This is a genomic window from Streptomyces sp. 4N124 (assembly GCF_052245395.1).
In the GTDB taxonomy this organism is placed as follows: Bacteria; Actinomycetota; Actinomycetes; order Streptomycetales; family Streptomycetaceae; genus Streptomyces.
This window is the reverse complement of record NZ_JBQQBS010000008.1, coordinates 184,720-206,794: the sequence shown is the minus strand read 5'-3', so window position 1 is coordinate 206,794 and position 22,075 is coordinate 184,720. Positions and strand designations below refer to the sequence as shown.

At 70.4% G+C, this 22,075-nt stretch carries 16 protein-coding genes and 2 pseudogenes; 7 read left to right on the top strand and 11 right to left on the bottom strand.

Annotation, left to right across the window (positions count from 1 at the left end; genetic code table 11):
• Positions 1-87: 87 nt before the first annotated feature.
• The gene (locus ACTWQO_RS11170; RefSeq protein ID WP_443237060.1) at positions 88-2,037 is read left to right on the top strand and encodes an N-acetylmuramoyl-L-alanine amidase; all 1,950 of its coding nucleotides are present in this window, start codon (positions 88-90) and stop codon (positions 2,035-2,037) included.
• A 4-nt stretch (positions 2,038-2,041) separates the two neighbouring features.
• Here ACTWQO_RS11170 and ACTWQO_RS11165 read toward each other — a convergent pair whose 3' ends face one another.
• The 9 genes and pseudogenes from ACTWQO_RS11165 to ACTWQO_RS11125 form a co-directional block, all read right to left on the bottom strand.
• The gene (locus ACTWQO_RS11165; RefSeq protein WP_301977501.1) at positions 2,042-2,539 is read right to left on the bottom strand and encodes a hypothetical protein; all 498 of its coding nucleotides are present in this window, start codon (positions 2,537-2,539) and stop codon (positions 2,042-2,044) included.
• 271 nt (positions 2,540-2,810) lie between these two features.
• Positions 2,811-3,011 carry a CGNR zinc finger domain-containing protein gene (locus ACTWQO_RS11160; RefSeq protein WP_443237117.1) on the bottom strand — a complete coding sequence of 67 codons (201 nt, stop codon included), beginning with the start codon at positions 3,009-3,011 and terminating at the stop codon, positions 2,811-2,813.
• A pseudogene (locus ACTWQO_RS11155) lies at positions 2,988-3,152 on the bottom strand (hypothetical protein); the annotation flags it as partial. The pseudogene ACTWQO_RS11155 and the gene ACTWQO_RS11160, both read right to left, overlap by 24 nt.
• 120 nt (positions 3,153-3,272) lie before the next feature.
• Complete coding sequence (locus ACTWQO_RS11150; RefSeq protein ID WP_443237059.1) at positions 3,273-4,166, bottom strand: universal stress protein; 894 nt, start codon at positions 4,164-4,166, stop codon at positions 3,273-3,275.
• A gap of 136 nt (positions 4,167-4,302) precedes the next feature.
• Positions 4,303-4,545 carry a DUF397 domain-containing protein gene (locus ACTWQO_RS11145; protein WP_155059979.1) on the bottom strand — a complete coding sequence of 81 codons (243 nt, stop codon included), beginning with the start codon at positions 4,543-4,545 and terminating at the stop codon, positions 4,303-4,305.
• Positions 4,546-4,628: 83 nt separating this feature from the next.
• On the bottom strand, positions 4,629-5,795 hold the full coding sequence (locus ACTWQO_RS11140) for a thiolase domain-containing protein (protein ID WP_443237058.1): 1,167 nt from the start codon (positions 5,793-5,795) through the stop codon (positions 4,629-4,631).
• Positions 5,792-6,838, bottom strand: a complete 1,047-nt coding sequence (locus ACTWQO_RS11135) for a thiolase domain-containing protein (protein ID WP_443237057.1) — start codon at positions 6,836-6,838, stop codon at positions 5,792-5,794. The genes ACTWQO_RS11140 and ACTWQO_RS11135 overlap by 4 nt, the downstream gene beginning before the upstream one ends.
• Positions 6,838-7,782, bottom strand: a complete 945-nt coding sequence (locus ACTWQO_RS11130; protein WP_443237056.1) for a Zn-ribbon domain-containing OB-fold protein — start codon at positions 7,780-7,782, stop codon at positions 6,838-6,840. The genes ACTWQO_RS11135 and ACTWQO_RS11130 overlap by 1 nt, the downstream gene beginning before the upstream one ends.
• A gap of 117 nt (positions 7,783-7,899) precedes the next feature.
• Positions 7,900-8,700 (bottom strand): crotonase/enoyl-CoA hydratase family protein, encoded by an 801-nt coding sequence (locus ACTWQO_RS11125; RefSeq protein WP_443237055.1) that lies wholly within the window; start codon positions 8,698-8,700, stop codon positions 7,900-7,902.
• Between the two features lie 166 nt (positions 8,701-8,866).
• Between ACTWQO_RS11125 and ACTWQO_RS11120 the strand changes: the two genes are divergently transcribed.
• Together ACTWQO_RS11120 and ACTWQO_RS11115 are read left to right on the top strand one after the other, a co-directional pair.
• Complete coding sequence (locus tag ACTWQO_RS11120) at positions 8,867-10,471, top strand: acyl-CoA synthetase (protein ID WP_443237054.1); 1,605 nt, start codon at positions 8,867-8,869, stop codon at positions 10,469-10,471.
• 143 nt (positions 10,472-10,614) lie between these two features.
• Entirely contained in the window at positions 10,615-12,396 is a 1,782-nt protein-coding gene (locus tag ACTWQO_RS11115) for a sulfatase (RefSeq protein ID WP_443237053.1), read from the top strand.
• Here ACTWQO_RS11115 and ACTWQO_RS11110 read toward each other — a convergent pair.
• Positions 12,362-13,111 carry an alpha/beta fold hydrolase gene (locus ACTWQO_RS11110; protein ID WP_443237052.1) on the bottom strand — a complete coding sequence of 250 codons (750 nt, stop codon included), beginning with the start codon at positions 13,109-13,111 and terminating at the stop codon, positions 12,362-12,364. The two genes, ACTWQO_RS11115 and ACTWQO_RS11110, sit on opposite strands and share 35 nt — an antisense overlap.
• A gap of 197 nt (positions 13,112-13,308) precedes the next feature.
• On the opposite strand from ACTWQO_RS11110, the gene paaK reads away from it, so the two are divergent.
• From paaK to ACTWQO_RS11090, 4 genes and pseudogenes are all read left to right on the top strand, one after another.
• Positions 13,309-14,607: a phenylacetate--CoA ligase PaaK gene (gene paaK, locus ACTWQO_RS11105; protein WP_443237051.1), complete on the top strand. Its 1,299-nt coding sequence runs from the start codon at positions 13,309-13,311 to the stop codon at positions 14,605-14,607.
• A gap of 140 nt (positions 14,608-14,747) precedes the next feature.
• A complete protein-coding gene (locus tag ACTWQO_RS11100) occupies positions 14,748-16,241 on the top strand; it encodes a glycoside hydrolase family 76 protein (protein WP_443237050.1) in 1,494 nt (497 codons plus the stop codon).
• 150 nt (positions 16,242-16,391) lie between these two features.
• Positions 16,392-18,671 (top strand): AbfB domain-containing protein, encoded by a 2,280-nt coding sequence (locus ACTWQO_RS11095; protein WP_443237116.1) that lies wholly within the window; start codon positions 16,392-16,394, stop codon positions 18,669-18,671.
• A gap of 23 nt (positions 18,672-18,694) precedes the next feature.
• Positions 18,695-20,533, top strand: a pseudogene (locus ACTWQO_RS11090) (glycoside hydrolase family 76 protein); the annotation flags it as partial.
• Between the two features lie 14 nt (positions 20,534-20,547).
• Here the strand turns inward: ACTWQO_RS11090 and ACTWQO_RS11085 are convergent.
• The gene (locus ACTWQO_RS11085) at positions 20,548-22,053 is read right to left on the bottom strand and encodes an acyl-CoA synthetase (protein WP_443237049.1); all 1,506 of its coding nucleotides are present in this window, start codon (positions 22,051-22,053) and stop codon (positions 20,548-20,550) included.
• Positions 22,054-22,075 lie beyond the last annotated feature (22 nt).

The window sequence follows — 22,075 nt, the reverse complement described above, 5'->3', positions numbered from 1 at the left end:
ATTGACGGATCGTCGGCAGGCCGGTAGCACAGACGCACAACCCGGTCCCGCACGGCTCATCGCACTCGTCCGTCCCAGGAGGCTGTTTTGCGAGGATCCGCCACCGCTCCCGACCGAGGCCGTCGCAGAGCCGCCCAGGCAGTCGCAGCCGCGGCCCTCATCCTGCCGCTCCTCGGCGCGGCACCGTCCGAGACGTCGGCAGACGGGCTGCAGCAGGCGTTCGCCGCAGCTTCCACCGAGTACCAGGTGCCGCAGAGCGTGCTCCTCGGCGTCTCCTATCTCCAGTCCCGCTGGGACGCGCACGGCGGGGCACCGAGCGTGGCCGGCGGCTACGGCCCGATGCACCTCACCGACGCCCGCACCGCGCTGGCCAAGGTCCCGCACCACAGCGAGGGCACCGAGGACGCCCGCGGCGACAGCGCCCGCACTCCCCTGCTGCCCAAGACCGAGGTGCCGACAAGCACCGAACTCCCGGCCCGCCTCACGACGTTGACGAAGGCGGCCGAGCTGACCGGCCTGCCGGCCGAGGAACTGCGCACGGACCCGGCGGCCAACGTGGCGGGCGGTGCGGCACTCCTGGCCGCCGCCCAGAAGGACCTGGGCGAGCCGCTCAGCGACGATCCGGCGGACTGGTACGGGGCGGTGGCCCGTTTCTCGGCAGCCGACGACAGGGCAACGGCGGCGGTGTACGCGAACGATGTGTACGACGTGCTCCGCACCGGCGAACAGCGCACCACGGACACGGGGCAGCAGATCACCCTCCCCGCCCGGCCGGGCCTGGCCCCGGAGACCGGCCAGTTGGACCGGGCCGACCTGCGGAACGCTTCGGCCGCGGAGACCGAGTGCCCCACGACGGTGTCCTGCGAGTGGATCCCGGCGCCGTACGAGCAGTTCGGCGAGGGCGACTACGGCAACCACGACGTCGGCGACCGGCCCGCGTCCCAGAGCATCGACTACATCGTCATCCACGACACGGAGGGCGCCTGGGAGGGTGTCCTCAACCTGGTCCAGGACCCGACCTATGTGTCGTGGAACTACAGCCTGCGCTCCACCGACGGCCATATCGCCCAGCACCTCAAGGCCAAGGACGTCGGCTGGCACGCCGGGAACTGGTACATCAACTCCAAGTCGATCGGCCTGGAGCACGAGGGCTTCCTGGCGAACCCGGACGCCTGGTACACGGAGGCGATGTACCGGACGTCGGCCCGTCTGGTGAAGTACCTCGCCGCCAAGTACGGCATCCCGCTGGACCGGCAGCACATCCTCGGCCACGACACCGTGCCCGGCCCGACCACGTCGACGATCCCCGGCATGCACACCGACCCCGGCCCCTACTGGGACTGGCAGCACTACTTCACCCTGCTGGGCCGCCCGTTCGGCACCACCGCGCGAGCGGGCGCGGGCCTGGTGACGATCCTCCCCGACTACGCCGACCACCGGCCCGCCTTCACGGGCTGCACGGCGCAGGGCAAGGCCTGCCCGGCCCACGGCTCCAGCGCGGTCCGGCTGTACTCCCAGCCGGACGAGAACTCCGCTCTGATCAAGGACATCGGTCTGCGCCCGTCGGGGGACGCCTCGACGATCGACGTCAACGACATCGGTTCGCGGGTCTCCACCGGCCAGCAGTACGCGGTCGCGGGCCGGCAGGGCGACTGGACGGCGATCTGGTACCTGGGTCAGAAGGCCTGGTTCAAGAACCCGAAGAAGCAGCCGACGGCGGTGAACGCCTCCGGTGCGGTCGTCACCCCCAGGGCGGGGCTGGCGCAGATTCCCGTGTACGGGCGCGCCTACCCGGAGGCGGGGGCGTATCCGGCGGATGTGCCCGCGCAGGCCGTGTCGCCGCTGCCGTACAAACTGCTCGCGGGGCAGAAGTACGTGGTGGGTGACAAGGTGCCGGGCGAGTACTACTACGCGGTCACCTTCACGACGGACTCGCACAAGGTGATCGTCGGGAAGGATCTCTACTACGAGATCCAGTTCGGCCACCGGGTGGCGTACGTGCGGGCCGCCGACGTGCGCGAAGAGCCGTCCCGGTAGGTCGTCAGCCCTGCTGGAACAGCTCCGCGGGCAGCGGTTTCAGCAGGGCGTACAGGTCGTCGGTGATGGGGCGGTCCCAGGCGGCGATGGTGACCAGGACCTTGTCGCTGCGGTCGAACTGCACGCAGGAGATCCGGCTCTCGGAGAGCTTGAGACGGCGCACGATCAGCAGGTTGTCGCCCTGCATGACGGGCACGTCCTCGGCGCCGACGACGGTGACGTCCTCCTCGTTCTCCAGCGCGAGCAGCAGCTGGGCCACCTCGAAGGGGATCTCGTCCTCGGCGACCTCGCGGGCCGGGGAGCCCTCCGGCAGATTGCCGATGATCATCGCCGGGCCGCGGCCGCCGAACAGGTCGTAGCGCAGGAAGACGCCCTGGCAGGTGCCGTCGGGAGCGGGCAGCAGGCCCGCGCCCAGGTTTCCGGGCCAGTCACCCGGATCCATGGCCAGTACGTCGAAGTCGGGCCCGGCGGGCGTGGCGCTGCGGCGGCGGAGGAACGACATGCGGCCAATGGTACGTGGCCGAGCGGCCGCATATCGATACAGCCCCGCGCCCCTTACGTGGGTCGACGATCACGTCGGCCTCAGCGCTGCTGCCAGTCCAGTGATGTCCGTGCCCATCTTTCTGCCCATCTTTCGGCAGTCCGCCGACAGCAGGCGCCGCCGGCGAAGGCGAGCGGGGCGCCGCGTGGCCGGTTGAGTGGTTCAGTGCCGTCCGCACGCGGACCGGCGTGTTCGGCCAACGTCTCGTCGACGGCGGCGAGTTGTCCGACCATTACTGACCGACCCTGTCCGCGTCCTTCTTGTGCCGTTCGTGATGGCGGGCCACGCGGACCCGGTTGCCGCAGGACGGCCGGCACCACTCCTGCCGTGGATGCTCCTTGAGGAAGTACCGCAGACAGCGGGGTGCCTGGCAGGCCCGCAGCCGCTCCCAGCCGGATCCGGCGAGGAACGCGATCGCGGCCTGCGCGAGCACGGCCACCGGCTCGCCCTCCCCGTCCACTGCCTGCCGGTGTACGACGGGCTCGGCGCCCTCGGCCCAGCGCAGCACCGGGATGGCCGGCATCCGCGCGGCTGCCGCGTTGAGGCGCTGGACGGCCTCCGGTACCGGTCGTCGGCGACTGAGCCGTTTGCGTCGTGCCGGACGGTGAGGACGAGATCCAGGGCGAGCCTGCTGAGCGAGCCCCGCATCGGGCTGATGATGGGCGGGCCCTTACCCATTGATCCCGACGGAGACTCACTCCTCGCCCGGCGTCGGTGGCACCACCGCGATAGGGCTCGCCGCGTGCAGCAGGACGGCCTGGGTGACGGAGCCCATCATGCGGGCGGGGGCGAGCAGACGGCGTCGGTGGCGGCCGACGACGACCAGCTCGGCGTCCTGGGACGAGGCGACGAGGTGGCCGGCCGCGTCGCCCGGCGCCACATATGGCTCGGCGTGGACGTCCGGGTGCCGTTTACGGTGCGGGGCGAGGAAGCCCTCGGCGAGGACGCGGGTCTCGTTCTCGACGGCGTCCTGGTCGATCACGGGCGGGACCAGTTCGCCGGGGGTCGCCCAGGTCTGCAAGGGCCACGGATAGGCGGCGATGACCTGGAGGCGGGCGCCGCGCAGGGCGGCCTCGGTGAAGGCGAAGGCGAGTGTCGCCTCGTCGGGGCTGTCGACGTGCAGGCCGACGACGACACGCGGGCCCGGTCCGGCGGGTGCGCCGTCATGGACCTCGCGCCCGGGCCGGGGCACCACGACGACCGGGCATTCGGCGTCGCGGGCGGCGGCCATGCCGTTGGAGCCGAGCAGCAGACTGGCGAAGCCGCCGCGGCCACGGGAGCCGAGCACCAACAGCTGGGCGGCGGAACCCAGTTCGGGCAACACCGCACTCGCGGCGCCCTCCAGCGCCACGTACTCGGCAGGGGTCCGGTCGGCGACATACGCACGGACCTGGTCGAGCACGGGGTCGACATCCGGATCCGGCGGCCCGGCCGCCAGGACGTCGGGCTGGGTCCACGCGGCGTACTGCCGCACATGGACCACCCGCAGCGGTGCCTCGCGGCGCCGGGCGGCGTCCAGGGCCCAGTCCAGGGCGCGCAGACTGTCGTCCGAGCCGTCGACCGCGGCGATGACCGGCAGGGTGCTCATGGTTCCTCACCTCCGGAGTGCGACCTGCACGTCCTGGGACCCAGCCTCGCTCAGGCATCGGCCCCGGGGAGTGCTCAGCGTCGCGTGTCCGGAAAAACGGGCGGAACACCCACGGCTCGGTCCCGCCCGCTCCGGCTCAGGTGAGGTCGAACTCGCCCTCCCGCGCACCCGACACGAACGCGCCCCACTCCGCCGGCGTGAAGATCAGGGAAGGGCTCTCCGGGCGACCGCTGTTGCGCATGGCGATGAAACCCTCGACAAAGGCGATCTGTACGTCCCCCAGCCCTCGGCTGCTGGAGTGCCACTCGGCGTTGCTGAGGTCCAGCTCCGGCTTGTCCCAGCCCGTGAGCGGGTGGTCCTGGATGGTGCTCTCGGCCACGTCCGTGCTCCTCCCGATTCGTCGTCCGCGGGCCAGCCTAGCGATCGGTACCGAGTGCCAACAGGCCACGTGAGGGGGACCTTTCAGGAGTCGGGCGGCCGCGACCCCACGAGCCACATGGAGAAGAACTGGGATCCGCCGCCGTAGGCGTGCCCGAGCACCCTGCGAGCCCCCTCCACCTGGTGCTCACCGGCCTGTCCGCGCACCTGAAGGGCCGCCTCCGCGAAGCGGATCATGCCGGAGGCGCCGATGGGATTGGTCGACAGGACGCCGCCCGACATATTGACCGGAAGATCCCCGTCCAGTTCGGTCACCCCGGACTCGGTGAGCTTCCAGCCCTCGCCCTCGGCGGCGAAGCCGAGGTTCTCCAGCCACATGGGCTCGTACCAGGAGAACGGCACATACATCTCGACGGCGTCGATGTCCCGGCGCGGGTCGGCGATGCCGGCCTGCCGGTAGACATCGGCCGCGCAGTCCTTGCCGGCCTGCGGCGACACCGCGTCCTTGCCCGCGAAAAGCGTCGGCTCGCTGCGCATGGCGCCGCCGTGCATCCAGGCGGGCGGCCGGGGCGCGCGGGCCGCGCCCGCGCGGTCGGTGAGGATCATGGCGCAGGCGCCGTCCGAGGACGGGCAGGTCTCCGAGTAGCGGATCGGGTCCCACAGCATGGGCGAGGCCTGGACCTTCTCCAGGGTGATGTCGTGCTCGTGCAGATGCGCGTACGGGTTCTTCAGCGCGTTGCGCCGGTCCTTGTACGCCACGAGCGAGCCGACGGTGTCGGGCGCGCCGCTGCGCCGCATGTAAGCGCGCACGTGCGGCGCGAAGAACCCGCCCGCGCCGGCCAGCAGCGGCTGCTGGAAGGGGATGGGCAGCGACAGGCCCCACATGGCGTTCGACTCGGACTGCTTCTCGAAGGCCAGGGTCAGGACGGTGCCGTGCACACGGGCGGCGACGAGGTTGGCCGCGACCAGCGCCGTGGACCCGCCGACCGAACCCGCGGTGTGCACGCGCAGCATGGGCTTGCCCACGGCGCCGAGCGCGTCGGCGAGGTACAGCTCCGGCATCATGACGCCCTCGAAGAAGTCGGGCGCCTTGCCGATCACGACGGCGTCGAAGTCGGCCCACCGCAGCTCCGCGTCGTCGAGCGCCCGCTGCGCCGCCTCCCGCACGAGCCCCGCGATCGACACGTCCCGGCGCGCCGCCACGTGCTTGGTCTGGCCGATGCCTACGACGGCCACGGGCTCCTTGCTCATCGGGGATCCCCTTCGAGTACGGCGACCAGGTTCTGTTGCAGACAGGGGCCGGACGTGGCGTGGGCGAGGGCCCGGTCGGACTCCCCGCGGTGGACGCGGGCCGCGGCCTCACCGATCCGGATCAACCCGGCGGCCATGATCGGGTTGGCGGCCAGGGCGCCGCCGGACGGGTTCACGCGGACGCTGTCGTCGAGGCGGAGCGCCCTGCGCAGGACGACCTCCTGCGAGGTGAAGGGTGCGTGCAGCTCGGCGGTGTCGACGGGGCGTTCGAAGGCGCCCGCCTTCTCGGCGGCCAGGCGGGTGGACGGGGAGTCGGTCAGGTCGCGGACGCCGAGTCCGTGTGCCTCGATGCGGTGGTCGATGCCGCGGATCCAGGCGGGCCTCTCACACAGCTCCCGGGCCCGGTCCCCGGCCGCGAGGATCACGGCGGCGGCGCCGTCGCCGATGGGCGGGCAGTCGCCGGTGCGCAGGGGCCGTACGAGATAGTCCCCGTGCGGCACCGAACCCCTCAGCTGCGCATGGGAGTTGTCGGCGGCGTCCCCTCGGCTGCGGGCGGCGACGCCGGCCAGCGCGGGCTCGTCGGTGTGGCCCGCGTCGATGAGCGCCTGCGCCTGGAGCGCGGCCAGGGTGACGGAGTCGGGCCACAGGGGCGCGACGTAGTACGGGTCGAGTTGCCGGGTCAGGACGTCGCGGACGGAGCCGGGCGAGGACTTGCCGTAAGCGTAGACGAGCGCGGTGTCCGCGTCCCCGGTGAGGAGTTTCGTCCAGGCCTCGTACAGCGCCCAGGCGCCGTCCATTTCGACGTGCGACTCGGAGATCGGCGGCCAGGCGCCGACGCCGTCGAGGGCGAGGGTGAAGGAGAAGGCCCGGCCGGCGAGGTAGTCGCTGGATCCGGAGCAGGTGAAGCCGATGTCGGCGGTCTTCAGGCCGGTCCGGTCGAGCACCTGATGCAGGACCGGCATGAGCATCTCCACCTCGGAGTGCTCGTCGCTGGTGCGCCGGTGGTCGGTCTGGGCGAAGGCGACCAGTGCTATGTCACGCATCACAGGAGCTCCCTGTAGGTGTCGTAGTCCGCGTCGGCTTCCCCGGTCGGCCGGTAGTGATCGGGGAAGCGGGACCCTTCGGTCCACACCGGTTCCACCCGCAGGCCCATGCGCACCTGGTCGTAGGGGATGCCACCGATCCGGCCGTGCAGCGCGAGGTCGGCGCCGTCGAGGGCGATGTGGGCATAGACGTACGGCACTTCGATGTCGAGGTTCTTGGCCTTGATGTTGACGATGCAGAACGTGGTCACTGTGCCGCCCGGACCCACCTCGACCTGTTCCAATGTGGCCACACCACATGTGGGGCACGCACCCCTCGGCGGTACGTACACCTTGCGGCAGCTCGGGCAGCGCTCGCCGACGTTGCGGTGTTCGGACAGGGCGCTGATGTAGGCGGACTGGGCGCGGCCGGGTGAGTAGGTGTAGTCGAGGCGGGCGTGGGCGACGATGCCGGTGACCATGTCCTCGAACTCGCCGCCACATCCCGCCAGTTCGACCGGATCGTCGCCGTCGTACGGCTCGAAGCAGGCGATGTCGGTGATGGCGCCGGTACGTTCCTCCGCCCAGCGGACCCGGACGCGCATACCGGTGTGCACCGCGTCGGGGCCGGGGGCGTCGAGAGCGTGCAGCAGGGCCGTGTCCGCGCCGTCGAGGCGCACGAGGGCCCAGGCGAAGGGGGTGCCGAGGGGCTGGCCGCGGCGGGGGGCGTGGTTCCAGGCCCAGGTGGTGACCGTGCCGGTGGGGGCGACCTCGACCAGGTCGCGAATCTCCTCGGCGGTGACGGGATCGTACTCGACGGGCGGTACGAGGGTCCGGCCGTCGAACGTCTTCACGCCGAGGACAACGCGTTCGCGCAGCCCGGTGAGAAAGGCGCTCTGGACGGGGCCGAGGGACCGGGTGAAGGGGAATTCAACAGTCAGCGGAGCCTTGAGAACTTCGGGCATCGGGGGAGGGCCTCCTTCGGAGGTCGGTGCGTGGAGCGCCCCGAAAGGGGCGCGGGGAACTGCGCGACCAGCCAGAGCCGACCCGCAGCTTCAAGCCGGCCCAAGCCAGCGCAGCGCCTAGGCCCGCTTGTAGACAGGCGGTCGCTTCTCCGCGAAGGCGCGGGCGCCCTCCTTGGCGTCGGCGGTGTCGAAGATCGGCCAGCCGCGCTTGAGTTCGGCGGCGAGCCCGTCGGCCTCGGTCATCTCGGCGGTCTCGTACACCGACGCCTTGACGGCCTCGACGGCCAGCGGGCCGCAGGCGTTGATCTGTTCGGCGATCGCCAGGGCCTTGGTGATGGCTGTGCCGTCCGGTACGACGTGCCCGATCAGACCGATACCGGCGGCCTCCCGGGCGCTGTAGGGGCGGCCGGTGAGCAGCATCTCCAGGGCGTGCGTGCGCGGGATCTGGCGTTGCAGCCGGACCGTCGACCCACCGATCGGGAACAGCCCGCGTTTGACCTCGAAGAGCCCGAAGGTCGCCGACTCGCCCGCGACGCGGATGTCGGTGCCCTGGAGAATCTCGGTGCCGCCCGCGACGCAGTGCCCCTCCACGGCGGCGATCACCGGTTTGCGGGGGCGGTGATGCCGCAGCATCGCCTTCCAGTGCAGGTCGGGGTCGGCCTTCAGCCGGTCCCGGTACTGCTGCCCCTCCATTCCTTTCCCGGCCAGGGCCTTGAGGTCCATGCCGGCGCAGAACGCGCCGCCCGCGCCGGTCAGCACGATCGAGCGGACCTCGTCGTCCTCGTCGGCCGCGATCCAGCCGTCGTACAGCCCGACGAGCATCGGCAGCGAGAGCGCGTTCTTGGCCTCGGGCCTGTTGAGCGTGAGCACCAGTGTGGCGCCTTCCCGCCGTACGGCGAGGTGTTCCGTCCCACCCATCGACCGTCTCCCCTCTCACAGAACGAGAACAGGTTGCAGGAGGCGGGGAAGCACTTCAAGAGTTTTCTGACAGTCAGTCAGATTTATTGTGCGCGGGCCCTTCACAGTTGTGCCGCCCTTTGCTCTGATGACCGGCAGCCGGTGGAGGGCGAGGTCAGGAGGAGCGGTGGAGTACAACCTTGCCGACCTGTTCGAGTCGGTCGTCGACGTGGTGCCGGACCGTGAGGCGCTGGTGTACATAGACCAGCCCGGCACGGGGGCGGAACGTCGGCTGACGTATGCCCAGTTGGACGCGGCAGCCAATCGCATCGGGCACCATCTGCTCGACAGCGGGATACGTCCCGGCGAGCACCTCGGACTCCATCTCTACAACGGCGTCGAGTATCTGCAGACGGTACTCGGCTGCCTCAAGGCGCGGATCGTGCCGGTCAACGTCAACTACCGCTATGTGGAAGAGGAGTTGGTCTACCTCTACCGGGACGCCGACCTGGTGGCTCTCGTCTTCGACGTCGAGTTCACCGACCGGGTGACGGCGGCGCTGCCGCGGGCGGAGAAGGTCCGGCATCTGGTGCGGGTGGGAGCCGGGAGTACGCCGGGTGTGCCCTTCGGCGAGGCCGAGGCCGCCGGCTCCGCGGAGCGCGGGTTCGCCAAGCGCTCGGGCGACGACCAGTTCATCATCTACACCGGCGGTACGACCGGGATGCCCAAGGGCGTGATGTGGCGCCAGGAGGACCTGTTCTTCTCCGGGCTCGGCGGCGGCGCGCCGACCGGTGAGCCGGTCAAGAGGCCGGAGGAGCTGGCCGAGCGGGTCGCGGCGGGCGGCGACGGGATCACCTTCTTCCCCACTCCCCCGCTGATGCACGGCACGTCCACGCTGACGGCGTTCATCGGCTTCAACTTCGGCCAACGGGTCGTACTGCACCGCAAGTTCGCGCCCGAGGAGGTGCTGCGCACCATCGAGCGGGAGAAGGTCACCAGCGTGTCGCTGGTCGGCGACGCGATGTTGCGGCCACTGATCGACGCCCTGAACGGCCCCATGAAGGGCACCGACTGCTCGTCGATGTTCAGCGTGTCGTCGTCCGGAGCGATCATGTCGGACACGGTGCGGCGGCAGTTCCAGGCGCTCGTCCCGAATGTGATGCTGCTCAACAACTTCGGCTCCTCCGAATCCGGCTTCAACGGCACGGCGACGGAGGACTCAGGCCCCGAACGCGGCTTCCGCATCCGCGTCAACTCCCGTACCCAGGTGGTCGATCCGGCCACCCATGAGCCGGTGGCCGTCGGCGAGGTCGGCCGCGTCGCCCAGTGCGGCCACGTCCCACTCGGCTACTACAACGACCCGGCGAAAACCGCCGAGACCTTCTTCGAGAAGGACGGCGGGCGATGGGTGCTGCTCGGCGACATGGCCACCGTCGACGAGGAGGGCGTCGTCACGGTCCTCGGCCGCGGCTCGCAGTGCATCAACACCGGGGGCGAGAAGGTGTACCCGGAGGAGGTCGAGCAGGCGCTCAAGTCCCATCCGGATGTGTACGACGCGCTGGTCGCCGGGGTGCCGGACGTGAAGTGGGGTCATCACGTGGCGGCGGTGGTGCAGCTGCGCGAGGGTGCGCGCGCGCCGTCGCTCGACGACATCCAGACGCACTGCCGTTCCCATCTGGCCGGCTACAAGATCCCTCGCCAGCTGGTGCTCACGGATGCGATCCGGCGGTCACCGAGCGGCAAGGCGGACTACCGGTGGGCGCGGGAGGTGGCGGTGGCGGCAGACCGGTGATCCGGTGCGGGCGGAACCTGCGATTGTGCGGGTTGCTCGATTGAACAGCAGATGACGTGCGACCGTATGGATGGTGGCGGAACGGGTTCCGGCCGGATCCGGTCCGCCGCACCATCGCCGGGGTTTCGCACGGAAGGACCTTTGTGTCACAGCACGTCACTCGTTCTCGTCAGCTGCCGGACGCCGAAGACGGGACGGCTGAGACCGAGACGACGGACGCTCCCTCTGATACGACGGACGCCCCTGTTGAGGGGAAGGCTGAGGGGAAGGGTGGCTGGTTCGGCTGGCGCCGTAAGTACCCCCGTACGGCCCAAGGTGTGACCGTGGGCATCACGGTCCTGGCCGGTGTCCTCGTCCTCTTCGCCCTCCTCATGCCCAACCGGCTCGAACGCCTGAACCCCAGCGCGTTCCTGCGCATCCCCGCCGAGGGCGTCCTGCTCGCCGGGCTGCTGCTGGCGCTGCCGCCCAGGCCCCGGCGGATCATGGCGGTCGCCTCAGGCGTGTTCCTGGGTCTGCTCACCATCCTGAAGTTCGTCGACATGGGCTTCTACCAGGTGCTGGCCCGCCCCTTCGACCTGGTTCTGGACTGGATCCTGCTCGACGACGCGACCGACTTCCTGCGCGAGTCGTTCGGCCGTACCGGACAGGTGCTCGCCGTGGTCGCGGTGATCGTCCTGTTCGCCGCCGTGCTGGTGCTGACCACGCTCGCGACGGTACGGCTGACGAACCTCATGGTCCGCCACCGTCCCGCCGCCGCCCGTACGACCCTGGTCCTCGGCACCGCGTGGATCACCTGCGTCACCCTGAGCGTGCAGGTCGCCGGCACCCAGGTCGCCACCAAGGGCAACGCCGAGTTCCTCGGCAACCGGGTGGAACAGGTGCGCGCGGGCCTGCGGGACGCCCGGGTCTTCCAGCAGCAGGCCGCCGTCGACGCGTTCGCGAAGACCCCGCCGGACCAACTGCTCACCGGTCTGCGCGGCAAGGACGTCCTGTTCACGTTCATCGAGAGCTACGGCCGGGTCGCCATCGACGACCCGGCGATGGCACCGCAGATCGACGCGGTCCTCAAGGAAGGCACCCGCACCCTCGACGCGGCCGGGTTCGCGTCGCGCAGCGCCTGGCTCAAGTCACCCGTCACCGGGGCCGGCAGCTGGCTGGCCCACTCGACCTTCCTTTCCGGACTGTGGATCAAGAACCAGCAGCGCTACCGGAGCCTGACCACCAGCGACCGCATGACCCTCACCAACTACTTCGGCAAGACCGGCGCCTGGCGCACGGTCGGCGTCGTGCCCGGGGTGCGGCGGGCCTGGCCGGAGGGGAAGTTCTTCGGCCTCGACCACATCTACGACTCCGAGCACCTCGGCTACCACGGCCCCTACTTCAGCTGGACACCCGTGCCGGACCAGTTCAGCCTGGAGGCCTTCGAACGCCTGGAGCACGGCCGGAAGGACCGGCAGCCGATCATGGCGGAGATCATCCTGGCCTCCAGCCACAATCCCTGGGCCCCCGTCGCCCGCATGATCGACTGGAACGACCTCGGCGACGGCTCGGTCTTCCACGAGATCAAGAAGGACGGCAAGGACCCCAAGGAGGTCTGGAAGAACCCGGAGAGCGTACGCACCGAGTACCGGCGCGCCATCGAGTACTCCCTGCGCAGCACGACCGAATGGGTCGAGCGCTACGGCGACGAGAACACGGTCCTCGTCTTCCTCGGCGACCACCAGCCCGTCCCGACGGTCACCGCGGGCGACCGGAGCAAGGACGTGCCGATCACCATCGTCGCCCGTGACAAGAAGGTGCTCGACAGGATCTCGGACTGGGGCTGGACGGACGGACTCAAGCCCGCTCCGGACGGGCCGCGCTGGGGGATGGACGCCTTCCGCGACCGCTTCATGACGGCGTACGGACCTCAGAACTCCGGGTGAAGACGTCCTCAGCATCGAGGAACGCCTCCACCTCCGCGAGGAACTCCGCCGGCCGCGTCTCATGCACCAGATGTCCCGCATCGATGGTTACGAGCCGGGCGTCGGGGATCAGTCCGGCGAGCGCGGCGATCTGCTCCTGCGGTATCAGGCTGGTGGGGCCACCCCCGATGAGCAGCGTGGGCATGGTGATCCGCCCCATGTGGTCCCACCACACAGGATCGGGCGCGTTGCGCTGTTCGTCGGTGGCCCGCACCATGGCCCAGTCGAACGGCAGCTCCCCGTCGGGCTGGTCGGCGGGCGGCCGGGGCGGGTCGAGCGGGATCGGCGCGGGCACGTCCTCCAGGACGAGCCGCCGTACGACGTCGGGTTCCGTCTGCGCCAGCAGGTAGGCGACGGCACCACCGAGCGAATGGCCCACCACATCGACGCGGTCGATGCCGAGAGCCGCAAGAAGACCACGTATGTCGTCCCGCATCTTCGCGTAGGCATACACGTCCGCGCCCACCCCCGGCCAGTCACTGCGCCCGTGCCCCCGCAGATCCGGCGCGTACACCCGGCGCGGACCGGCCGCGAGGCGCTCGGCGACCGGCGCCCAGTCCGCCCCGTCGGCACCACGGCAGTGCAGCAGCAGAACGGGCGGCGCCTGCTCGGGACCCCAGACGCGGTAGGCGAGGGTGATGCCGTTGGCTTTGACGGTGTGCAGCTCGATGTCCATGCCGGCACGCTAACCGGCGGAGCACCGCCCTCTCCCCCTGCTCTGCCCACAGCCGAGCCGCATCGGGCGACGCCTTCCAGGAGAAATCGGCGGCACAGCTCTTGCCTGAGGTCAGGTGGCCTGGGTTACTGATCCAGAGCAGCTCGACCGAATGATCGGTCGCCCGGATTGATGCGGTTGTGTGAGGGAGTGCGCACATGGCGGATGCGGCGGAGGACCTGCTGGACTCGGGCGAACGGCTCGACGCGGAGGCGCTGCGGGCGCTGCAGTTGGAGCGGCTGCGCACCTCGCTGCGGCATGCCTACGCCCACGTGCCCTTCTACCGGGAGTCCTTCGACAAGGCGGGCGTCCATCCGGACGACTGCCGTTCCCTCGCCGATCTGGCGCACTTCCCCTTCACCACCAAGGCGGACTTGCGGGAGAACTACCCGTACGGGATGTTCGCCGTGCCCCGGGACCGTGTCCGCCGCATCCACGCCTCCAGCGGCACCACCGGACGCCCCACGGTGGTCGGCTACACGGACAACGACCTGTCCCTGTGGTCCGACATGGTGGCCAGGTCGATCCGGGCGGCGGGCGGGCGGCCCGGCGACATCGCACATGTGGCGTACGGCTATGGCCTGTTCACGGGCGGGCTCGGCGCCCACTATGGCGCCGAGCGACTCGGCTGTACGGTCATCCCCGCGTCCGGCGGCATGACGGCCCGCCAGGTCCAGCTGATCCAGGATCTCCAGCCCGGGATCATCATGGTGACGCCGTCGTACATGCTCACGATCCTCGACGAGTTCGAGCGGCAGGGCGTGGATCCGCGCGGCACCTCCCTGCGCGTGGGCATCTTCGGTGCCGAGCCCTGGACCGAGCAGATGCGCCGGGAGATCGAGGAGCGGTTCGCGATCGACGCGGTCGACATATACGGGCTGTCCGAGGTGATCGGGCCGGGTGTGGCCCAGGAATGCGTGGAGACGAAGGACGGGCTGCACATCTGGGAGGACCACTTCTTCCCCGAGGTCGTGGATCCGGTCACCGGCGAGGTGCTGCCGGAGGGCGCGGAAGGTGAGCTGGTCTTCACCTCGCTGACCAAGGAGGCCATGCCCGTCGTCCGGTACCGGACCCGGGACCTGACCCGGTTGCTGCCGGGGACCGCCCGCGTGTTCCGGCGGATGGAGAAGATCACGGGCCGTAGCGACGACATGGTGATCCTGCGCGGCGTCAATCTCTTCCCGACGCAGATCGAGGAGATCGTGCTGCGCACGCCGGGTGTCGCGCCCCATTTCCAGCTCCGTCTCACCCGCGAGGGCCGTCTCGACGCCCTCACGGTGCGCGCGGAGGCACGCGCCGACGCCTCCCCCGAGACCCGGGAGGCCGCAGCGCAGGCCATCGCGGCGGCCGTCAAGGACGGCATCGGAGTCTCGGTCGCCGTCGAGATCGTCGACCCGGAGTCGCTGGAGCGCTCCGTGGGCAAGATCCGGCGGATCGTGGACCTGCGCGCCAAGTAGGCCGGTTCACCGGCGACGCGTGAACCCCGCGCCCTGTCTTCAACTCTCGTACACGCCAGCCCCGTTGACGCTCCGTCTGCCCGTCACTAACTTCTGAGAGCGCTCTCACATCCACCACCGCTTCCTTGCAGGGAGACCCCATGACTCCCGTACGAAGACTCCGGACACCGAGACCCCGCCCCCTCAGACGCCCGGCCGCGGCACTCACCCTGACTCTGCTCGCGGCTCTCGCCCCGCAGTCGGCGTCAGCGTCCGCCGCGGACCCCGCCGTAACCGCGACCATCTGCAACAAGTACTGCGACGCCCGCGACCCCGCCCTCTCCCCCGGCGACCGGACCCCGGTCACGGCCAGCATCCACGGGCGGTCGATCGCCCTCCACTTCGACGACGCCGACGCGATGGGCTGGGCGTCCGTCGACAACGGCAACCCGGGCGACGAGGTGTGGCTGGACCGCTCCTTCGACGGCGGCCGCACCTGGAGCTCAGGAAGCAAACTCGGCAACACCGCCGTCCCCGCGGGCCAGCGAGGCTGGCGCACGCTCATGTACAACGTGGACGACTGGAACAACCATGGCGTCGGCGCCCTGCGTGCCTGCGGCAAGGCCGGGGACCGCGCCGAGATCGCCTGCACCCCATGGGCCCGCACCACATGGAACGCCGGCAACCGGCGCGCTGCGGCGGCCACCGGCCTGATGACGTTCTACAACTACTCGACCGGCCTCTTCGACACCACCGGCTGGTGGAACTCGGCCAACGCGCTGAACGCCGTGATCGACAACATCCGCGTGTCGGGCATGGGCAGTTACTCGTACGCGATCTCCCGCACCTACGACCTCAACCTCAACGCCCAAGGCGGACAGTTCCGCAACGATTACATCGACGACACCGGCTGGTGGGGACTCGCCTGGATCGCCGCGTACGACCTGACCGGCGACAGCCGCTACCTCAACACGGCCCGCGCGGACGCCGATCACATGGCGGCGTACTGGGACGGCACCTGCGGTGGCGGGGTGTGGTGGAGCACGGCGCGGACGTACAAGAACGCCATCGCCAACTCCCTCTACATCCAGCTCAGCGCCGCCCTGCACAACCGCATCCCGGGCGACACGACGTACCTGAACCGGGCACGCGCCGGCTGGTCCTGGTTCCAGGGCACCGGAATGATCAACGGCTCGAACCTGGTGAACGACGGCATCGACCTGTCCACCTGCCGCAACAACGGCCAGCCCGTCTGGTCGTACAACCAGGGCGTCCTGCTCGGCGCCCTCACCGAACTGCACCGGGCCACGGGCGACGGCGCGCTGCTCACCCGGGCACGGCAGATCGCCGACGCCGCGACCACGGCCTCCTCGCTCCACACCGCCGACGGAATCCTGCGTGACCCGTGCGAGGGCGGCGACTGCGGCGGCGACGGGCCGTCGTTCAAGGGCGCGCACGTGCGCGGTCTGGGCAAGCTCAACGCGGCGCTGCCGGACCGTCCCTACACGGCCTATCTGCAACGCCAGGCGGACCGCGCCCACGCGAGCGACCGCAACGCCCTCGACCAGTACGGGCTGCGCTGGTACGGGCCGGTCGACAAGCTGGACGCGGCGCGGCAGCAGAGCGCCCTCGACCTGCTCAACGCGGCGCCTTGATGCGGGCGTTCAGCTGATGCCCGACAACGTTGTCCGCGCGGAGTCCGGCCCCTGCGCGGGCGGCGTTCCTCCCTGCGTCACCAAGACCCTGGAGCGATCACCGTGCTGAGACTCATACCGCCCTGGCGGCACATCACAACGGCCGCAGCGATGCTGGCACTCACCGTCACCAGCCTCTTCGCCTCCGGCGCGGCCCCCGCCGACGCCGCCCCGGCGGCCTGGACCCCCAAGCCCGCCCCCATGACAACACCGTGGACCGACCAGGTCCCGGTCGACAACCCGCTGCCGGAGTATCCGCGCCCGCAGCTCACCCGGCCCGACTGGGCCAACCTCAACGGCATCTGGGACTTCGCCGTCACCTCCCGCGACGCCGGACAGCCCGCCACGTTCAGCGAACAGATCCGGGTGCCGTTCGCGCCGGAGTCCGCGCTCTCCGGCATCCAGCGGAAGATCACCCAGAACGACAAGCTCTGGTACAAGCGCACCTTCACGGTCCCGTCCGACTGGAGCGGCCGCCGCGTCCAGCTCAACTTCGGCGCCTCCGACTGGGAGACCACGGTCTGGGTCAACGGGCAGCAGGCGGGCGCTGTCCATCGCGGCGGCTATGACGCGTTCTCGTACGACATCACCTCTCTGTTGAACGGGGGCACCAACACGATCGTCGTCTCCACGTACGACCCGACGGAGACCGGCGGTCAGGCCGTCGGCAAGCAGCGCATCCAGGACGTCACCCCGCACGCCGGGCGCAGCATCTTCTACACCGGCGCGTCCGGGATCTGGCAGACAGTGTGGCTGGAGCCCATGGCTGCCGCACACATCACCCGGCTCGACATGGTCCCGAACCTGCAGAACAGCACCCTGCGGGTGACGGTGCGCGCGGCCGGGGCGGACGGCGCGAGCGTCCGGGTCACGGTCGCGGGCGGGGGGAGTGCCGTGGGCACGGTGGGCACCGAGTTCTCCGTGCCGGTGCCGAACGCCCGCCTGTGGACTCCGGAGGACCCCTACCTCTACGACGTCACGGCCGAGCTCACCGGCAGCGCGGGCGCCGACAGGGTCGGCTCGTACGCGGGTATGCGCTCGATCTCGGTGCAGAACGTCAACGGCGTCCAACGTCCGGTCCTGAACGGGCAGTTCGTGTTCCAGACCGGCACCCTGGACCAGGGTTACTGGCCGGACGGCATCTACACCGCGCCCACCGACGCGGCCCTCAGACACGACCTGCAGAAGCACAAGGACATGGGCTTCAACATGGTGCGCAAGCACATCAAGGTGGAGCCGCAGCGGTGGTTCTACTGGGCGGACCGGCTGGGGTTGCTGGTGTGGCAGGACATGCCCTCCATGGACACCGGCAAGACCCCGTCCGCCCAGGCCCGTCCGCAGTGGGAGAGCGAGTTCCGCGCCCTCATCGACCAGCACCGCAGCTCCCCTTCGCTGATCATGTGGGTCGACCAGAACGAGGGCTGGGGCCAGTACGACCAGGCCCGCATCGCGGACATGGTCAAGGCGTACGACCCCTCGCGCCTCGTCAACAACATGAGCGGCGTGAACTGCTGCGGCTCCCAGGACGGCGGCAACGGCGACGTGATCGACAACCACAACTACGTCGGCCCGGGGAACACCCCGACGGAACCGGTGCGCGCCTCCGTGCTCGGCGAGTACGGCGGCCTCGGTTTCCGGGTGGCCGGACACGAGTGGTACCCGGGCGGCGGATTCTCCTACGAGGACCAGCCCAGCCTGCCGGCGCTCAACGACCGGTTCGTCGGGCTGCTCGACGGCATCCGCGAGAACACCATGCCCGCGGGCGGTCTGTCGGCGGCCGTCTACACGCAGATCACCGACGTCGAGAACGAGGCCAATGGGCTCCTGACCTACGACCGTCAGGTGGTCAAGGTCGACGAGGCCCGCGTCCGCGCCGCCAACCAGGCGCTCATCGCGGCGTCCCGCACGGTCGGACCGACGGTGAAGCTGCCGCTGGAGCAGTATGTGTCGCCCCGGGTCACCACGCCCGGCTACACCGACCGCTACATCCGCCACCAGGACGGGCTCGGCTCCACCGAGGTGGTGAACTCGGGCAGCACGGACCTGCTGAAGGCGGATGCCACCTGGAAGGTGAAGCCGGGGCTCGCCAACCGGCTCTGCTACTCCTTCGAGTCCCGCAACTACCCCGGCGAGTATCTGCGCCACCGCGAATACCGCGTCCGGCGCGACGCGAACGACAACTCGGCGCTGTACAAGGAGGACGCCACCTGGTGCCCGGTGCAGGGCAGCGGCGGCATCCGGCTGTCGGCGGCCAACTTCCCGCGCCAGTACCTGCGGCACATCAACGCCGAGCTGTGGCTGGCCCAACTGGGCGGCACCCACAGCTGGGACAACCCGGCGGCCTTCACCGAGGACACCACCTGGGCGATCGCAGCGCCCTGGGCTCCCTGACCGTTCGGAAAGGCGGATACGTCATGTCAGCGCGCAGACATCGCCTGTGGACCGGCCTCCTGGCCCTGGCCCTCGCCGTGGCCGGCCTGATCGCCCTGCCCACGCCCTCCCGCGCCGCGACGGCGGTCTGCGCGCTGGCGTGCGACACGCTGGACCCCTCGCGGGCACAGCGGGACACCTTCCCGGTCCCGGACCGGACCATCAACGGCCGCATCCTGCGGCTGCACGTCTCCGACCCGGACAACATGGCCTGGGCGAGCATCGACAACGGCGTGACCGGCGACTCGGTCTGGCTGGACCGGTCCTGGGACCGGGGCGCCACCTGGGAGCCCCTGCTCGGCAAGGCGAGCATCCCCGGCTCCTGGACCGGCACCCGCACGCTGATGTTCAACATCACCGACCCGGTGGGGCACCGGCGTGGCTGGATCCGCGCGTGTGGCGACGCCGCCGCCGTCACCTGCACCGACTGGGTGTACCCAACCGTGTGCGACGGAACGTCCTGCGACGGCGCCGACCCCGCCACCGCGTCCGGCGACGACACCCCCGTACCGTCGACGACCCTCTTCGGCCGCACCATCAGCCTGCACGTCGACCAGCACAACGGCATGGCCTGGGGCGTCATCGAAGACGGCGGCGCGGGCGACGAGATCTGGCTCGACCGCTCCTGGGACGAGGGCGCGAGCCACCCCGAGGGCTCGTCCCTCGGCCGTGCGAGTGTGCCGTCCGGGTCCGCTTCGACCCGCACCGTCATGGTCGCCACCCGGGACCCGCGCGGCCTGCTGTACGGCGGTGCGGTCCGTGCCTGCGGACGCGAGGCTTCCCACCAGGAGGGCAGTTGCACGGCCTGGGTGAGGCCCGCGCCGACCCGGGCGCGCGCGGCGGCCGACGGGCTCATGGCGTCGTACCACACCCATGAGGGCTGGTGGCACAGGAGTTGGTGGAACTCGGCCGTCGCGCTCACCTCGCTGATCAATGTCGCCGAGCGCACCGGGCGGCACGACTACGACTGGGTGATCGCCCGCACCTTCGAGCAGAACCGTGGCGTCTTCCCGGCGGGCGCGCGCAGTTCGGACCCGATCGAGGGCCACTTCATCAGCCGCGCCGTCGATGACGCGGCCTGGTGGGCGGCGGCCTGGATCACGGCGTACGACTACACGGGCGACCGGCGCTACCTGGACGAGGCGGTCACCATCACCGACTACGTCCACCGGTTCTGGGATCCGAGCACCTGTGGTGGCGGCGTGTGGTGGGACCGTGAGCGGACGTACAAGAACGCCGTGACCAACGGGCTGTATCTGTGGCTGACCACCTCGCTGCACCAGCGGATCGGCGGCGACACGGTGTGGGACAGCCGCGCGGCCACGGCGGCGGACTGGTTTCTCGCCAGCGGGATGATCAACTCCTCGGGGCTGGTCAACGACGGGCTGACCGCAAGCTGCGGCAACAACGGCCAGACGGTGTGGAGTTACAACCAGGGCCTGGCCATCGGCGCCTTCACTCAGCTGTGGCGGTCCACCGGGGACGGGCGATACCTGGACACGGCGAGGCGCCTGGCCGATGCCGCGATCTCCTCGCCGGCGCTGACCCGCGACGGGGTGCTGACCGAGTCCTGCGACATCGGCACGAACTCCTGCGACGACAACCAGAAGCAGTTCAAGGGCATCTTCATGCGGCACTTCGCCGACCTGGCGGATGCCACCGGGTCCGCCGCCTACCGGGCGTACGCCCAAAGACAGGCCGATGCGATCTGGGCCAACGACCGGGACTCCCTCAACCGTCTCGGTCAGCGCTGGTCCGGCGCCGGCCCCAACCCGGTGGACTGGCGCACGCAGGCCGGCGCGCTGGAAGCCTTGACGGCCGCGGCGCGACTCTGGAGTCAGACCGCGGTTCCGCCGAACCGGTCCCTCAGCTCCCGTTTCAGGATCTTCCCGCTCGCGTTCCGCGGCAGCTCGTCCACGAACAGGACCCGCTTGGGTGCCTTGAAGTGGGCGAGCTTGTCGCGGGCGTGCGCGATCAGGTCCTCCTCCGTGGTCTCACCGCGGCGGACGACGACGGCCGTCACGGCCTCGATCCAGCGCTCGTCGGGCAGACCGATCACCGCCACCTCGGCGACCGCCTCATGGGTGTAGAGCGCGTCCTCGACCTGCCGTGAAGCGACCAGCACGCCGCCGGAGTTGATGACGTCCTTCACCCGGTCGACGATGGTGAAGTAGCCGTGGGCGTCCCGCACGGCGAGGTCGCCGGAGTGGAACCAGCCGTCGCGGAAGGCGTCGGCGGTCTCCTCGGGCTTGTCCCAGTAGCCCTCGCACAACTGCGGGGAGCGGTAGACGATTTCGCCGGGCGTTCCGTCGGGGACGTCCTTGCCGTCCTCGCCGACCACCCGGGCGTCGACGAACAGTACGGGTCGGCCGCAGGAGTCCATCCGGCCCTTGTGCTCGCCGGGTCCGAGGACGGTGGCCAGGGGGCCGATCTCGCTCTGCCCGAAGCAGTTGTAGAACGCCAGCTTCGGCAGCCGCTCACGCAGCCGTTCCAGCACGGGCACCGGCATGATCGACGCCCCGTAGTACGCCTTCCGCAGCCCGCCGAGCTCGCGTCGGTCGAAGTCCGGGCGGTTGGCGAGGCCGATCCACACGGTGGGCGGCGCGAACAGGCTGTCCACGCGGCCCGCTTCGATCAGGTCGAACAGCCGGTCGCCGTCGGGCGCGTCGAGGATGATGTTCGTGGCCCCGACCGCGAGGTACGGCAGCAGGAAGACATGCATCTGCGCCGAGTGGTACAGCGGCAGCGAGTGCACGGGGCGGTCGCCGGCGCTGAGGTCGAGGGCGGTGATCGCGCTGAGGTACTCGTGCACCAGCGCCCGGTGCGTCATCATCGCGCCCTTGGGCAGGGCCGTGGTGCCCGACGTGTAGAGCAGCTGCACCAGGTCCTCGGAGCGCGGCTCCGGGCCGTCGTAGGCGGGGGCCTGTGCCAGCCGCGCGAGCAGCGAGTCGTCGGCGTCGCGCAGGGGCACCGTACGGACGCCGTCGGGGAGCCGGTCCGACAGGTCGGGGTCGGCGAGGACCAGCGTGCTGCCGGACTGGCTCACGATGTACGCGAGATCGCCGCCGGTCAGGTTCTGGTTGACCGGTACGTGCACCAGGCCCCCGCGGGCGCAGGCCAGGAAGCCGATGAGGTAGGCATCGGAGTTGTGGCCGTAGGCGCCGACCCGGTCGCCGGGGGCGAGGCCCTGGTCGCGCAGGACGCTCGCGGCCCGGGAGACGGCCTCGTCGAGTTCCTCGTACGTCCAGGATCGGTCGCCGTACTCGACCGCGACGCGCGCCGGAGTGCGGCGGGCGCTGCGCCGCAGGATCGCGTCAACCGTACTGCCGTGTCCAGGCGTCATGACACTTGATCCTGGTTGTGCC

Coding starts and splice junctions, on each gene's coding strand:
- ACTWQO_RS11135 (WP_443237057.1), bottom strand. CDS start 6,838: ATGCGTGACATAGCACTGGTCGCCTTCGCCCAGACCGACCACCGGCGC.
- ACTWQO_RS11140 (WP_443237058.1), bottom strand. CDS start 5,795: ATGAGCAAGGAGCCCGTGGCCGTCGTAGGCATCGGCCAGACCAAGCAC.
- ACTWQO_RS11130 (WP_443237056.1), bottom strand. CDS start 7,782: ATGCCCGAAGTTCTCAAGGCTCCGCTGACTGTTGAATTCCCCTTCACC.
- ACTWQO_RS11125 (WP_443237055.1), bottom strand. CDS start 8,700: ATGGGTGGGACGGAACACCTCGCCGTACGGCGGGAAGGCGCCACACTG.
- ACTWQO_RS11100 (WP_443237050.1), top strand. CDS start 14,748: ATGACTCCCGTACGAAGACTCCGGACACCGAGACCCCGCCCCCTCAGA.
- ACTWQO_RS11150 (WP_443237059.1), bottom strand. CDS start 4,166: ATGAGCACCCTGCCGGTCATCGCCGCGGTCGACGGCTCGGACGACAGT.
- ACTWQO_RS11085 (WP_443237049.1), bottom strand. CDS start 22,053: ATGACGCCTGGACACGGCAGTACGGTTGACGCGATCCTGCGGCGCAGC.
- ACTWQO_RS11095 (WP_443237116.1), top strand. CDS start 16,392: ATGCTGGCACTCACCGTCACCAGCCTCTTCGCCTCCGGCGCGGCCCCC.
- ACTWQO_RS11165 (WP_301977501.1), bottom strand. CDS start 2,539: ATGTCGTTCCTCCGCCGCCGCAGCGCCACGCCCGCCGGGCCCGACTTC.
- paaK (WP_443237051.1), top strand. CDS start 13,309: ATGGCGGATGCGGCGGAGGACCTGCTGGACTCGGGCGAACGGCTCGAC.
- ACTWQO_RS11110 (WP_443237052.1), bottom strand. CDS start 13,111: ATGGACATCGAGCTGCACACCGTCAAAGCCAACGGCATCACCCTCGCC.